Annotated in this window: 13 protein-coding genes; 3 read left to right on the top strand and 10 right to left on the bottom strand. The window is 70.1% G+C overall.

Annotated features, from left to right (window positions below; all coding sequences use genetic code 11):
• Positions 1–15: 15 nt before the first annotated feature.
• Complete coding sequence (locus OG214_RS28690) at positions 16–585, bottom strand: dienelactone hydrolase family protein (protein ID WP_383039990.1); 570 nt, start codon at positions 583–585, stop codon at positions 16–18.
• A gap of 43 nt (positions 586–628) precedes the next feature.
• On the opposite strand from OG214_RS28690, the gene OG214_RS28685 reads away from it, so the two are divergent.
• The gene (locus OG214_RS28685; RefSeq protein WP_405987643.1) at positions 629–1,798 is read left to right on the top strand and encodes a mechanosensitive ion channel family protein; all 1,170 of its coding nucleotides are present in this window, start codon (positions 629–631) and stop codon (positions 1,796–1,798) included.
• A gap of 132 nt (positions 1,799–1,930) precedes the next feature.
• On the opposite strand, the gene OG214_RS28680 is transcribed toward OG214_RS28685, so the two are convergent.
• The 5 genes from OG214_RS28680 to OG214_RS28660 form a co-directional block, all read right to left on the bottom strand.
• Positions 1,931–3,517, bottom strand: coding sequence for a Na+/H+ antiporter (locus OG214_RS28680; RefSeq protein WP_363084818.1), 1,587 nt, complete (start codon positions 3,515–3,517; stop codon positions 1,931–1,933).
• Positions 3,518–3,646: 129 nt separating this feature from the next.
• The gene (locus OG214_RS28675) at positions 3,647–4,210 is read right to left on the bottom strand and encodes a GNAT family N-acetyltransferase (protein ID WP_405986371.1); all 564 of its coding nucleotides are present in this window, start codon (positions 4,208–4,210) and stop codon (positions 3,647–3,649) included.
• The gene (locus OG214_RS28670) at positions 4,207–5,148 is read right to left on the bottom strand and encodes an RluA family pseudouridine synthase (RefSeq protein WP_405986370.1); all 942 of its coding nucleotides are present in this window, start codon (positions 5,146–5,148) and stop codon (positions 4,207–4,209) included. Before OG214_RS28670 ends, OG214_RS28675 begins: the two co-directional genes overlap by 4 nt.
• Before the next feature lie 17 nt (positions 5,149–5,165).
• Positions 5,166–5,735: a signal peptidase II gene (lspA, locus tag OG214_RS28665; protein ID WP_363084815.1), complete on the bottom strand. Its 570-nt coding sequence runs from the start codon at positions 5,733–5,735 to the stop codon at positions 5,166–5,168.
• A 59-nt stretch (positions 5,736–5,794) separates the two neighbouring features.
• Complete coding sequence (locus OG214_RS28660) at positions 5,795–6,376, bottom strand: TraR/DksA family transcriptional regulator (RefSeq protein WP_405986369.1); 582 nt, start codon at positions 6,374–6,376, stop codon at positions 5,795–5,797.
• Between OG214_RS28660 and OG214_RS28655 the strand changes: the two genes are divergently transcribed.
• Positions 6,369–6,878: a hypothetical protein gene (locus OG214_RS28655; protein WP_405986368.1), complete on the top strand. Its 510-nt coding sequence runs from the start codon at positions 6,369–6,371 to the stop codon at positions 6,876–6,878. The two genes, OG214_RS28660 and OG214_RS28655, sit on opposite strands and share 8 nt — an antisense overlap.
• A 408-nt stretch (positions 6,879–7,286) precedes the next feature.
• Entirely contained in the window at positions 7,287–10,436 is a 3,150-nt protein-coding gene (gene ileS, locus OG214_RS28650) for an isoleucine--tRNA ligase (RefSeq protein ID WP_405987642.1), read from the top strand.
• Positions 10,437–10,631: 195 nt separating this feature from the next.
• Here ileS and OG214_RS28645 read toward each other — a convergent pair whose 3' ends face one another.
• The 4 genes from OG214_RS28645 to OG214_RS28630 form a co-directional block, all read right to left on the bottom strand.
• Positions 10,632–11,864 (bottom strand): DivIVA domain-containing protein, encoded by a 1,233-nt coding sequence (locus OG214_RS28645; protein ID WP_363084866.1) that lies wholly within the window; start codon positions 11,862–11,864, stop codon positions 10,632–10,634.
• Positions 11,865–11,913: 49 nt separating this feature from the next.
• The gene (locus OG214_RS28640; protein ID WP_046507963.1) at positions 11,914–12,210 is read right to left on the bottom strand and encodes a YggT family protein; all 297 of its coding nucleotides are present in this window, start codon (positions 12,208–12,210) and stop codon (positions 11,914–11,916) included.
• Positions 12,211–12,301: 91 nt separating this feature from the next.
• Positions 12,302–12,937, bottom strand: coding sequence for a cell division protein SepF (locus tag OG214_RS28635; RefSeq protein ID WP_066952252.1), 636 nt, complete (start codon positions 12,935–12,937; stop codon positions 12,302–12,304).
• A 124-nt stretch (positions 12,938–13,061) separates the two neighbouring features.
• Positions 13,062–13,781, bottom strand: a complete 720-nt coding sequence (locus tag OG214_RS28630) for a YggS family pyridoxal phosphate-dependent enzyme (RefSeq protein WP_363084865.1) — start codon at positions 13,779–13,781, stop codon at positions 13,062–13,064.
• Between the last annotated feature and the right edge of the window lie 6 nt (positions 13,782–13,787).

Here is a 13,787-nt window from a genome sequence, read left to right as displayed (position 1 = left end):
GGGCCCGCCGGACGTTCAGAGCGACTCGATGAACGCCCGCCCGATCCGCCAGGTCTCCTCGGCGGCCGACTCGTCGTAGTCCGGCAGACCGGGGTCCGTGTAGAGATGCCCCGCCCCCGGGTAGCGGTAGATCTCCACATCGGCCCCGGTCCGCCGCATCCGCAGATACCAGGCCGTCAGCCAGTCGTGCGACTCGAAAGGGTCCGGATCCGCGACATGGAGCTGTACGGGCAGCTCGTCCACGGACGCGTTCTCCGCGATGTCGGACGTGCCGTGCAGAAGCAGCAGACCGCGCGCCTTGGTGTCGCCCAGTGCCAGATTCTGCGCGATGGAGCCGCCGAGCGAGAACCCCACGTACACGAGACCGCGCTCGGAGTACGGCGCCGCGGCCAGGACCGCGCGCCTCAGCAGCTCTTCCTTGCCGATCTTGTCCTTGAGGGCCATGCCCTCCTCCACGCTCTCCACGGTTTGTCCGTCGAAGAGGTCGGGCACGTGCACGTGGTGCCCGTCGGCACGCAGTCGGTCGGCCGCGTCATGGACCGCGGGGCGCGGACCGTAGACCGAGTGGAAGAGCATGATGTCCATCGGACCATCCTGCCAGCCCGTGCCATCACCCGACGAGGGAGCCATGGAGAACGTACTGCGCCCACTGACCGTGCTCGGGGGCTCGGTCCTGCTCACCCTCGCCGTCGGCTGGGCGACCGATCTCGTGCTGCGCCGCGCGGATCTGCGCCACCCCGAGATCCCGCTGTGGGGGCTGCTGCGCCGCTGCCGGCTGCCGTTGCAGCTGGTCCTGCTCACCGCCATGCTGCGCGGTTCGTTCCGTGAGACGGGCTGGCGGATCTTCGAGAGCTACGGCACCGCGATCGGGCGGGTGCTGTCGCTGGTGCTGATCGGCGCGGGCGCCTGGCTGGTCGTACGGATCGTGTCCGCCGTGGTGGAGTCCGCGTACGCGCGCTACGCCTCCTCCACCCGCGACCCGGCCCGGATCCGCCGGGTCCGTACGCAGGTGACGCTGATAGTGCGGATCATGACGGCGGTCGTCGTCGTGGTCGCCGTGGCGGCGATCCTGCTCACCTTCCCCGACATGCGGGCCGTCGGCACCTCGATGCTGGCCTCCGCGGGCATCATCGGCATCGTCGCCGGTGTCGCCGCGCAGTCCACGCTCGGCAATCTCTTCGCCGGCTTCCAGATCGCGTTCGGCGACATGGTCCGGATCGGCGACACGGTGGTGGTGGACGGCGAGTGGGGCGTGGTCGAGGAGGTCACGCTCACCTTCCTCGCGGTACGGACCTGGGACGAGCGGCGGATCACGATGCCCGTGTCGTACTTCACCAGCAAGCCGTTCGAGAACTGGTCGCGCGGCGGGATCCAGATGACCGGCACGGTCTTCTTCCAGCTCGACCACTCCGCGCCGGTGCCGCTGATGCGCGAGAAGCTGCACGCGATCCTGCTGGAGTGCCCGTCCTGGGACGGCCGTGACTGGAATCTGGCGGTCACCGACACCACACCGACCACGATGGAGGTGCGCGCGGTGGTGACGGCCAAGGACGCGAACGACATCTGGACGGCGCGGTGTGCGGTACGGGAGGAGATGCTGGCCTGGCTGGCCGAGCACCATCCGTACGCCCTGCCGAGGATCGGCATGGCGCCCGCGGCGGTCCTGCCGGGGCAGAGCCGGGGAGAACCGGAGCCGCTGCCGGAGCCGGGGCGCGCGCCCGACCCGGAGCGTTCCGACAGGCATCCGTCCGGGGCGGGCAGCCGCGAGGAGAACACCGGCCGGCCGCGCGCCGACTGAGCCGACCGGCCGGGACCCCCGCCGACCGGGCCGGCCGAGGCCGATGGGACCGGGCGGCCCGGAGCGCTCCCTCACCAGCCGGAGCGCTCCCTCACCAGGAGACGCCCGCCCGCCCAGGCCGGCAGCTCGCGGTCAGCGCATGCTGCGGACGTCGAGATGGCGCAGGACACGGTCCACCACCTCGGGATCCGTACCCGGTTCGCTGCGGGCGGCGAGGACCTCGTGCCGCGCCGCCGACATCATCTCGCGCTGGATGCGCTGCATGGTCCTGAGCCGGGTCACCCGGCCCGTGACCCATTCGCGCCGCTCGTCGTCGACGATGTCGGGGCTGATCCGTACCCCGACGTCGAAGGCCGCCCGCTGGAGCCGCTCGCTGATGTCCTCGGGCAGTTCCTCGACGTCCTCGATCTCCTTGAGCCGGCGCCTGGCCGCCCTGGCCGCGCGGACCGCGAGCGAGTGCTCCAGCTCCCGCTCGGCGTCCGTGTCGGCCCGTACCCCGAGCTTTCTCACCAGCCAGGGCAGTGTGAGCCCCTGGAAGACCAGGGTGGTCACGATGACCGCGAAGGCGATGAAGATGATCTCGTCCCGGCCGGGGAACGGCCGTCCGTCGTCGGTCTTCAGCGGGATCGCCAGCGCCAGGGCGACCGAGGCCACCCCGCGCATCCCGGCCCACCACATCACCACGGTCTCGCGCCAGCCGACCGGGATGTCCTCGTCGTAGTCGCGGAGCTTGTGCATCCGCTTGGCCAGCCAGGTCGCGGGGAGCAGCCAGAGCAGCCGTACCACCACCACGACCCCGACGACCGCCGCGCCCCAGCCGATCATCCGGCCCTCCCGGCCGCCGACCGCGCCGAAGGCGTTGTGCAGCTCCAGCCCGATGAGGCCGAAGGCGACACCGGTCACCAGGACGTCGACGACCTGCCAGAAGGAGTTCCCGGCCAGGCGTCCCATCACATCGTCGGCGTCCGCGGTGTGTTCGGCGAGGAAGAGGGCGGTGGTGAGGACGGCGAGGACGCCGGAACCGTACAGCTCCTCGGCGAGTACGTAACTGACGAACGGCACCAGGAGCGTCAGCCCGATCTGCAGCGTCGCGTCCCCGAGCAGCGACATCACCTTGTTGGAGATCCAGCCGAGCGCGAGTCCCACCAGCACGGCCACCACCGCGGAGAGCACGAACGACCCGACCGCGCCCGGCCAGGAGAAGGTTCCGCTGACGGCCGCGGCGATCGCCACGTGGTAGAGCACGATCGCGGTGACATCGTTGAAGAGCCCCTCGCCCTCCAGGATCGAGACCAGCCGCCGGGGCAGCCCGAGCGAACCGGCGACGGCGGTCGCGGCGACCGGGTCGGGCGGCGCCACGAGCGCGCCGAGCGCCACCGCGGCGGCGACCGGGAGCCCCGGTACGACGGAGTTCGCGACGGCCGCCACCGCCGCGGTCGTCACAAAGACCAGCGCGACCGCGAGCAGGAAGATGGGGCGTTTGTTGGCGGCGAACTGGCGCCAGGAGGTGCGCTGTACGGCGGCGTAGAGCAGGGGCGGCAGCAGCAGCGGCAGGATGAAGTCCGGCGGCACCTGGACGTTCGGTACGAACGGCAGCAGCGCCAGGGCGATCCCGACGAGGGTCATCAGTACCGGCGCGGGCAGCCTGAGCCGTTCGCCGAGCGGCACCGTGACCACCGCGCCGAGCAACAGCACGAGCAGCAGGGCCAGTTGGTCCACAGTGCGCCTTCCGACGGTCGCGAGCCCGATGGCGGCCATCGGTGATCAGGACCTCAAGCCTGCCACGCGCCCCGGCGCGGTCGCGGAACGGCCCCGGCGCCGGGCCCCGTCCGTCCCCTGTGCGGGCGGTCAGGCGTTCGCGGCACCGCCGCGGATCACACGCCGCATCGACCGGTGCGGAATGTTCGCGTCCAGGAACTCCGGCCCGTACGCCTCGTATCCGAGCCGCTCGTAGAAACCCAGCGCGTGCGACTGCGCGTGCAGATCCACCACCGTGAGCCCGCGCTCGCGCGCCGCGTCCTCGATGGCCCGTACCAGCGCGGCGCCGATGCCCCGGCCGCGGGCCGCCGCGGTGACCGCCAGCCGTCCCAGCGAGCCCACGGCCGGATCCCCGCCGGTCCTGTCGGCGGCGCCGGGCCCGTACAGCAGCCGTCCGGTGCCCAGCGGCACCCCGTCGTCGCGGATGGCGAGCACCTGAAGCGCCTGATCGTCACGGCCGTCGTACTCGATGTCCTCGGCGACCCGCTGCTCGACGACGAAGACCTCCTTGCGGACGGCGAAGCACGCCTCGATGTCCGCCGGGTCCGTCGCGAGGCGGATCACGAAGCCGCCGTCTCCCCCGTGCCCGCTCCCCGCCCCAGCGGGTATTCCCGCCGGGGCGTCCCCACGCGCGCCCGCCGCCGCCCCGCTCATACGTTGCTCTCCGCCCTGACCCGGTCCAGTGCCAGCTGAAGATCTTCGGGGTAGGTGCTGGAGAACTCCACCCACTGCCCGTCCGACGGGTGCTCGAAGCCCAGCCGCACCGCGTGCAGCCACTGCCGGGTCAGCCCCAGCCGCTTGGCCAGCGTCGGATCGGCGCCGTAGGTCAGATCGCCCACACAGGGATGGCGGTGGGCGGCCATATGCACCCGGATCTGGTGCGTACGGCCCGTCTCCAGCTTGATGTCCAGCAGCGACGCCGACCGGAACGCCTCGATCAGGTCGTAGTGCGTGACCGACGGCTTGCCCTCCGCGGTCACCGCCCACTTGTAGTCATGGTTCGGATGGCGCCCGATCGGGGCGTCGATGGTCCCGCTCATCGGGTCCGGATGCCCCTGCACCAGCGCGTGGTAGCGCTTGTCGACGACCCGGTCCCGGAACTGCGCCTTGAGCAGGGTGTACGCCCGCTCCGACTTCGCCACGACCATCAGCCCCGAGGTCCCGACATCGAGCCGGTGCACGATGCCCTGCCGCTCGGCGGCGCCCGAGGTCGAGATCCGGTAGCCCGCCGCCGCGAGTCCGCCGATGACCGTCGTACCGGTCCAGCCGGGGCTCGGGTGCGCGGCCACCCCGACGGGCTTGACGATCACGACGATGTCGTCGTCGTCATGCACGATCTCCATGCCCTCGACGGGCTCCGCCACGATCTCCACGGGCGCCGCGGCGGGGGGCATCTCCACTTCGAGCCAGGCGCCGCCGTTGACCCGCTCGGACTTCCCGACGACGGAGCCGTCGACCTGGACCTTCCCGGAGGCGGCCAGCTCCGCCGCCTTCGTACGGGAGAACCCGAACATACGGGCTATGGCGGCGTCGACGCGCTCGCCTTCCAGGCCATCGGGTACGGGCAGCGTTCTGATCTCGGGAAAGCTCACCCGTCGAGTATGCCTTGTCAGTCCTTGTGGACGGTCCCGTCGGGGTCGAGGCCCCGGAACGACAGCACCACGATGAGGATCCCGCCGCAGACGATCGCGGAGTCGGCGAGATTGAAGACCGCGAAGTGCGCCGGGGCGATGAAGTCCACCACGGCGCCCTGGAAGACCCCGGGCGAGCGGAAGATCCGGTCGGTGAGATTGCCGAGCGCGCCGCCGAGCAGCAGTCCGAGCGCGATCGCCCAGGGCAGGCTGTAGAGCTTGCGCGCCAGCCGCGCGATCACCACGATCACGGTCGCCGCGATGATCGTGAAGATCACCGTGAACGCCTCGCCGACGCTGAACGCGGCGCCGGGGTTCCTGATCGCCTCGAACTTCAGCAGATCGCCGATGACCTCGATCGGCTCGTGGTGCTCCAGCTTGGCCACCACGAGCATCTTGGTACCGAGGTCAAGCAGGTAGGCCACGACGGCGACGATGAAGAGCGCGGCGATCTTGCGCTCCCCCTTGGACCGCTCGGCGGGAGCCGCGGTCTCGTCGCCAACATCCGGAACATCCGGCGTACCGGTAACGCGCTCCGCCTCTGCCACGTGAGTCCCTCAACCTAGACGCCAGACTGAGGACGAGAGTACGGCACACTCGTACGCGTTCAGCCTCGACGTTCCTGCTTTTGCTTGTCCTCCACGCACAGGGTGGCCCGCGGGAACGCCTGCATCCGGGCCTTCCCGATGGGCTTGCCGCAGATCTCGCAGAGTCCGTAGGTGCCGGAGTCCAGCCGCTGGAGCGCGCGCTCGGTCTGTTCCAGCATCTCGCGGGCGTTGGCGGCGAGCGCCATCTCGTGCTCGCGCGTGATGTTCTTGGTGCCGGTGTCCGCGTCGTCGTCACCGGCCCCGCCCCCGGAGTCCCGCATCAGCCCGACGAGGGCGGTCTCGGACGAGGTGATCTCGGCGGTCAGCCGTGCGGTCTCGCCTTCCAGCTCGTCCCGGGCCGCGGTGACCTCCTCCTCGGTCCAGGGGTCCTCGCCCGGCCGTACGGGCAGCTCCCCGGGGGGCGTGGCGGCGGCGCTCGCCGTGGAGACCGCCGTCGCGGTCACCGAGGCGGGCTCGCCGGCCGCCGTGCTCCTGCCACCCGCAGTCTTCTTGGCTCCCACCGTTTTGGCTCCTGTCTGTTCCGCGGCCGTGGCCGCCCCCTTGGCCGCGGACGCGGCCTTCTTCGCAGGTGCCTTGCTCACCGGCGCCTTTTTCGCTGCCTTCTTCGAGGCCGTCTTCTCCACGGCCGTCCTCTTCGCGGCCGTTTTCTTCACGACGGCCTTCTGGGCCGGTGCCTTCCGGGCCGGTGCCTTCTTCGCTGGCGCCTGCTTCGCCGCCGGCTTCTCCGTTGCGGTCTTCCTCATGGAGGTCTTCTTCGCGGTGGTCTTCTTCACAGTGCTGTTCGCGGTGGTCTTCGCGGTGGTGGACTTCCCCGCCGGCGCCTTCTTCTTCGCCGGCGACGACTTCGCCGTGGTCCTGGTGGCGCTCCTCGCCGCGGATCCCGCCGCGGTCGACTTCTTCGCGGCGGTCTTCTTCACCACCATGGCCGCGACCCCTTCACATATTGTGATCTTGCTCGCGAATCGTGCTGGGACGATAAATCGACACCAGCCCCGCGGCAACGGGGCACGCCGCCGGTTCGGCCCTCCCCATGGCGTGACAAGACGAGCCTCCATCCGTTGTGCCCAGCTCGACGCCGGGTAATCCGCCGCCGGTCGGCCACAAAGTCCGAAAGGGCCGGAATAACCATTCGGGTCGTACGTTCGGCCGTACGGCACCCCTGGCCGAAACCGGTCGGCCGCGCTCCCCGCCGCCCCGTACACTGGGCTCCAGCGAAAGGCGTGGATGGGGACGAGTAGCGTCGTACGCGGCCATGAGCGACCCGGGGACGGTGCGAGCCCGGGGGCAGAGCGCGAGGTGAAGCATCACCCCGGAGCCGCCGGAAGAAAGCCCTGGTCGTCCGGGGTGAGTAGAACCGGCAGCGCGACCCCAATGAGGGGGCCGCGGGCGGCCGCGCCCGGGGCCAAGGAGGGTGGTACCGCGGGAGCGAAGGCTCTCGTCCCTCCGACGGAGATGTCGCAGTCCCGCCGGAGGAAGCACCCCATGACACCAGTGACCCCGCCGCAGTACCACCAGGTCCCCGCCCAGGTCGACCTGCCCGCGCTGGAGCACGCCGTGCTCGATTTCTGGCGTGAGAGCAAGGTCTTCGACAAGAGCCTCGAACGCTCCGAGGGCCGCCCCGAGTGGGTTTTCTACGAGGGCCCGCCGACCGCCAACGGTATGCCGGGCGCGCATCACATCGAGGCCCGCGTCTTCAAGGACGTCTTCCCCCGCTTCCGCACCATGCGCGGCTACCACGTCGCCCGCAAGGCCGGCTGGGACTGCCACGGCCTGCCCGTGGAGCTGGCCGTGGAGAAGGAGCTGGGCTTCAACGGCAAGAAGGACATCGAGGCGTACGGCATCGCCGAGTTCAACGCCAGGTGCCGCGAGTCCGTGACCCGGCACACCGACGCCTTCACCGAGCTGACGACCCGCATGGGGTACTGGGTCGATCTGGACGACGCGTACCGCACGATGGACCCGGAGTACATCGACTCCGTCTGGTGGTCGCTGAAGGAGATCTTCGGCAAGGGCCTGCTGGTCCAGGACTACCGGGTGGCCCCGTGGTGCCCGCGCGACCAGACCGGTCTCTCCGACCACGAGCTGGCGCAGGGGTACGAGACGATCGTCGACCCCTCGGTCTTCGTCCGCTTCCCGCTCACCTCGGGACCGCTCGCGGGCGAGGCGTCCCTGCTGGTCTGGACGACCACCCCGTGGACCCTGGTCTCGAACACCGCCGTGGCCGCGCACCCCGAGGTCACCTATGTGGTCGCGACCAACGGCGAGGAGAAGCTCGTCGTGGCCCGGCCGCTGCTGGAGAAGGCGCTGGGCGAGGGCTGGGAGCCCACCGGTGAGTCCTTCACCGGCCGCGAGATGGAGCGCTGGACGTACGACCGTCCCTTCACCCTGATCGACTTCCCGGACGGGACCGAGGCGCACTACGTCGTCAACGCCGAGTACGTCACGACGGAGGACGGCACCGGTCTGGTCCACCAGTCCCCGGCCTTCGGTGAGGACGACCTGAAGGTCTGCCGCGCGTACGGCCTCCCCGTCGTCAACCCGGTGCGCCCCGACGGCACCTTCGAGGAGGACCTGCCGCTGGTCGGCGGAGTCTTCTTCAAGAAGGCCGACGAGGCACTGACCGAGGATCTGCGCGAGCGCGGGCTGCTGTTCCGGCATGTGCCGTACGAGCACAGCTACCCGCACTGCTGGCGCTGCCACACCGCGCTCCTCTACTACGCGCAGCCGTCCTGGTACATCCGTACGACCGCGATCAAGGACCGGCTGCTCGACGAGAACGAGAAGACCAACTGGTTCCCGGACTCGGTCAAGCACGGCCGGTACGGCGACTGGCTCAACAACAACGTCGACTGGGCGCTCTCCCGCAACCGCTACTGGGGCACCCCGCTGCCCATCTGGCGCTGCCCGGAGAACCACCTCACCTGTGTGGGGTCACGCGCCGAGCTGACGGAGCTGACGGGCAGCGACCAGTCGGGGCTGGACCCGCACCGTCCCTTCATCGACGCCGTCACCTTCACCTGCCCCGCCGAGGGCTGCTCGCTGGAGGCCGTCCGCGTCCCCGAGGTCATCGACGCCTGGTACGACTCGGGCTCGATGCCGTTCGCGCAGTGGGGCTACCCGTACAAGAACAAGGATCTCTTCGAGAAGCGCTACCCGGCGCAGTTCATCTCGGAGGCGATCGACCAGACGCGGGGCTGGTTCTACACGCTGATGGCCGTCGGCACGCTGGTGTTCGACAAGTCGTCGTACGAGAACGTCGTCTGCCTCGGCCATATCCTCGCCGAGGACGGCCGGAAGATGTCCAAGCATCTGGGCAACATCCTCCAGCCGATCCCGCTGATGGACCAGCACGGCGCGGACGCGGTCCGCTGGTTCATGGCGGCCGGCGGCTCCCCGTGGGCCGCGCGCCGGGTCGGGCACGGCACGATCCAGGAGGTCGTGCGCAAGACACTGCTGACGTACTGGAACACCGTGGCCTTCCAGGCCCTGTACGCCCGTACGTCGGGGTGGGCGCCGAGCGAGGAAGACCCGGCGCCGGCCGACCGGCCCCTGCTGGACCGCTGGCTGCTGAGCGAGCTGCACGCGCTGGTCGACCAGACCACACAGGCCATGGAGACCTACGACACCCAGCGCACCGGCAAGCTGCTCTCGGCGTTCGTGGACGACCTCTCCAACTGGTACGTCCGCCGCTCGCGCCGCCGCTTCTGGCAGGGCGACAAGGCCGCGCTGCGCACACTGCACGACGTGGTGGAGACGGTCACGCGCCTGATGGCCCCGCTGACCCCGTTCATCACGGAGCGGGTCTGGCAGGACATGGTGGTGCCGGTGACACCGGACGCGGTGGAGTCGGTGCATCTCGCGGGCTGGCCGGAGCCCGATCTCGCGGCGATCGACCCCGCGCTCTCGCAGCAGATGGCGCTGGTGCGCAGGCTGGTGGAGCTGGGCCGGGCGACCCGGGCGGAGTCGGGTGTGAAGACCCGCCAGCCGCTCTCGCGCGCGCTGATCGCGGCGGCGGGCTTCGAGACGCTCTCCCCCGAACTGCGGTCCCAGATCACGGAGGAGCTGAACGTCTCCTCCCTGGCGACGCTCTCCGAGGTGGGCGGCTCACTGGTCGACACGACGGCGAAGGCCAACTTCCGCGCGCTGGGCAAGCGTTTCGGCAAGGGCGTCCAGGCGGTCGCGAAGGCGATCGCGGACACGGACGCGGCGGCGCTGTCGCTGGCCCTGCGCGAGGGCGGGGCGACGGTGGAGGTCGACGGCGCTCCGGTGGCCCTCTCCCCGGAGGAGGTCATCATCACGGAGACCCCCCGCGAGGGCTGGTCGGTCGCCTCGGACTCGGGCGCGACGGTCGCCCTCGATCTGGAGATCACCCCGGAGCTGCGGCTCGCGGGCCTGGCGCGTGACGCGATCCGGCTGATCCAGGAGGCGCGCAAGAACAGCGGCCTGGATGTCGCGGACCGCATCGCCGTCCGCTGGACGGCGACGTCCCCGTCCACGACGGAGGCCCTGACCGAGCACACCCCCTTGATCTCGGACGAGGTCCTGGCGACGTCCTTCACCCCCGGCACCCCGGACACGTCCTACGGCCCCCCGTTCACGGACGAGTCCCTGGAACTCACGTTCCACCTCCGCAAGTCCTGACCCCCTCCCGGAGGTTCCGCCTCTGGACCGGGCGGACGGTCCCGGGGTGCCGCGAAGCCGGCGCCCCGGGACCCGGGCCGGGGAAGGACCCCCGCGCGGCGGGTCCCGCACAACACAAGGGCCGGGCCCGGGGATCATCCCCGGGCCCGGCCCTTCTGCCTGCCGACGGCTACGCGTTACCCGCGCGGAGCCCCGTCAGTTGTCGTCCTCGTCGATCAGGAATCCCCGCATCGGCGAAGGCGCCTGCTGCATCGGCTGCGGCGCCTGCGGCCGTACCGGTGCCATCGGCTGCGTCATCGCCGGGGACATCTGCTGCTGGCCGCCGTACGACGGGCCCGAAGGGCCACCGTGACCCATGGAGGGTCCGCCCATACCGCCGTGTCCCATCGCACCCGCTCCGGCCGGAGCCATCGACGGCGACGGCGGCAGCGACGCGGTCGCCGGCGTACGCGGCGGGGCCAGCGAGTCGTCCGCCTGGGTCTCCAACTGACGGAGCTGGCTCTCCAGGTAGGACTTCAGACGGGTCCGGTACTCGCGCTCGAAGCCGCGCAGATCCTCGACCTTGCGCTCCAGCGTCGCGCGCGCGGACTCCAGCGAGCCCATCGCGACACGGTGCTTCTCCTGCGCGTCCCGCTCCAGCGCGTCCGCCTTGGCGCGCGCGTCGCGCTCCAGACCCTCGGCACGGCTGCGCGCCTCACCGACGATCTTGTTCGCCTCGGAGCGCGCCTCGGCGATCGCCTGGTCGGCGGTCTGCTGGGCGAGCGAGAGCACCCGCGCGGCGCTGTCGCCGCCGGGACCCTGACCGGGCTGCTGCATCTGCGGGCCGTGGCCGCCCATGGGGCCGCCCATCGGTCCACCCATGGGACCGCCCTGCATCGGGCCGCCCTGCATGGGACCGCCCTGACCCATCGGACCCTGACCCATGGGGCCGCCCTGCATGGGACCACCCTGCATGGGACCGCCCTGCATCGGGCCGCCCTGCATGGGACCGCCCTGCTGCATGGGGCCACCCTGCATCGGGCCGGGGCCGTGCTGGCCGCGCGGGTCATGACCCTGGGGACCGTGACCCTGCGGACCGTGGCCACTCGGTCCCGCGGGGAGCTGCGGAGCGCCACCGGGCAGCTGGGGCGGGCCCATCTGCGGCGGCTGCTGCTGAACCGGCGGTCCGGATATGGCGGCGGGGACAGGGGCACCGGGACGGTCCTGCTGTTCCGGAGGCTTGCGCATGCCCTGCTGCTGTTGGTTCTGCGCGGCGGCACGCGTCGCGGCGGCCAGCTTCGCGCGCAGATCCTCGTTCTCGCGGAGCAGGCGCGTCAGTTCGGCCTCGACCTCGTCGAGAAAGGCATCGACCTCGTCCTCGTCGTAGCCTTCTCGGAGGCGGACGGTCGTGAACTGCTTGTTCCGCACGTCCTCAGGGGTCAATGGCATCTCTTCTTCACCTCTACGTAGTCGTCGGCAGTCGGCAAGACCGTATCGTTCACATCCCCCTCGCAAGAGTGCTCACCAGCGAGATCAGGATGTAGACGATGATCATCAGAACGAAGAAGGACAGGTCGAGTGCCACGCCCCCGAGACGCAACGGCGGAATGAACCGCCGAAGAAGCTTGAGCGGTGGATCGGTGACAGTGTAGGTGGCCTCCAGAACGACCACCATCGCCTTGCCGGGCTGCCATGAGCGGGCGAACTGGAAGACGTAGTCCATGACCAACCGGAAAATAAGCACGATGAGGAAGCACATCAGCGCGATGTAGACCACCTGTAGTGCGACGCCCATCCCGCTGCTTCCCTCTCCCCTGGCTCACTTGGTCCGGTCCCGCGCCGGGCCGTTCCCGCCGCGCGACCGGGTCGTTCCCGGTGCTGTGTTCCTAGCTCTGGTTGAAGAACCCGCCCTCTGCGATGCGGGCCTTGTCCTCCGCCGTGACATCGACGTTAGCAGGAGACAGCAGGAACACCTTCTGCGTCACCCGCTCAATGCTGCCATGGAGACCGAAGACAAGTCCCGCGGCAAAGTCGACAAGTCGCTTCGCGTCGGTGTCGTCCATCTCCGTGAGATTCATGATCACCGGAGTGCCCTCGCGGAAGTGTTCCCCGATGGTACGGGCCTCGTTGTAGGTCCTCGGGTGCAACGTGGTGATGCGGTAGGGCTCCCGCTCGGACACAACCTTGGGCATGATCACCGGTGCGTTCTTCTCCAGACTCGGACGTTCAGGTGTGATGGATGCCACGGGGGCGATTCGCGCCGGACGCCCGATTTCCGCCCCCAGCGACACCGGTTCGCGCTCGCGTTCACGTTGCGCGGGGGGCTGGACCACCCGCATCGGCTCTTCCCGCTCCCGTTCCCGCTCACGCTCCTGCTGGTGCACGGGCTGGTGGCGCCGGTGCTCCCGCTCGGGTTCAGGCTCGGGTTCGAAATCGTCATCGGGGTCGAAACCCCGGCCGTCGTACCCATCGTCCTCCACGAGGCCGAGGTAGACCGCCATCTTGCGCATCGCGCCGGCCATGCTCTGAGTCCTCCGCTCTGTGGTGGATCGGCCTCGTCACCAAGTGCCCGCGATCCACTAGGTCTGTCCACCTTTCGGCGGAAATGACCATATTTTCTGCTGTGGTCCGACTTGCTTCGCGACGTTACCCGAGCCGGGGTCGGACTCCGAGTACCGCCGTACCGACGCGAACATGTGTCGCTCCGGCCGTCACGGCGTCCTCAAGGTCCGAGCTCATCCCTGCCGAGACCATGTTCGCAGCCGGATGGTCCGCGCGCAGGCGGGATGAGAATTCCAGCAGCCGCTCGAACGCCGCCCGTTGCCGGCCCGCGTACGGACCGGCCAGCGGCGCCACGGTCATCAGACCGCCGAGCCGCAGTCCCGGTGCCTCGGCCACCGCCGTGGCCAACTCCTCGATTCCGTCGGGCGCCACACCGCCGCGCGCCCCGCGTGCGCCGGACTCCGCGTCGAGCGCGACCTGGATCAGACAGACCGGCTCGCGCCCCGCGCGGACGGCTGCCGCCGAGAGCGCCCCGACCAGTTTGATCCGGTCGACGGACTGCACGACATCCGCGTAAGTGACGACGGAACGGACCTTGTTCGTCTGCAACTGACCGACAAAGTGCCACGTAAGTGACAAATCCACACAATCAGCAGCTTTGGGGGCGGCGTCCTGATCGCGGTTCTCGGCCACCTGCCGTACGCCGAGTTCATGGAGCAGCCGTACATCGCTCGCCGGGTAGGTCTTGGTGACCACGATCAGATTCACCTCCTCCCGCTTGCGGCCCGCTGCCGCACAGGCGGAGACGATACGTTCCTCCACCGTGGCGAGATTCGCCGCGAGTTCGGTTCTGCGGTCGTTCATGCGCTA

The organism is Streptomyces sp. NBC_00872, assembly GCF_045161915.1.
Taxonomy (GTDB): Bacteria; Actinomycetota; Actinomycetes; order Streptomycetales; family Streptomycetaceae; genus Streptomyces.
This window is presented reverse-complemented; position numbering and strand designations above follow the sequence as displayed.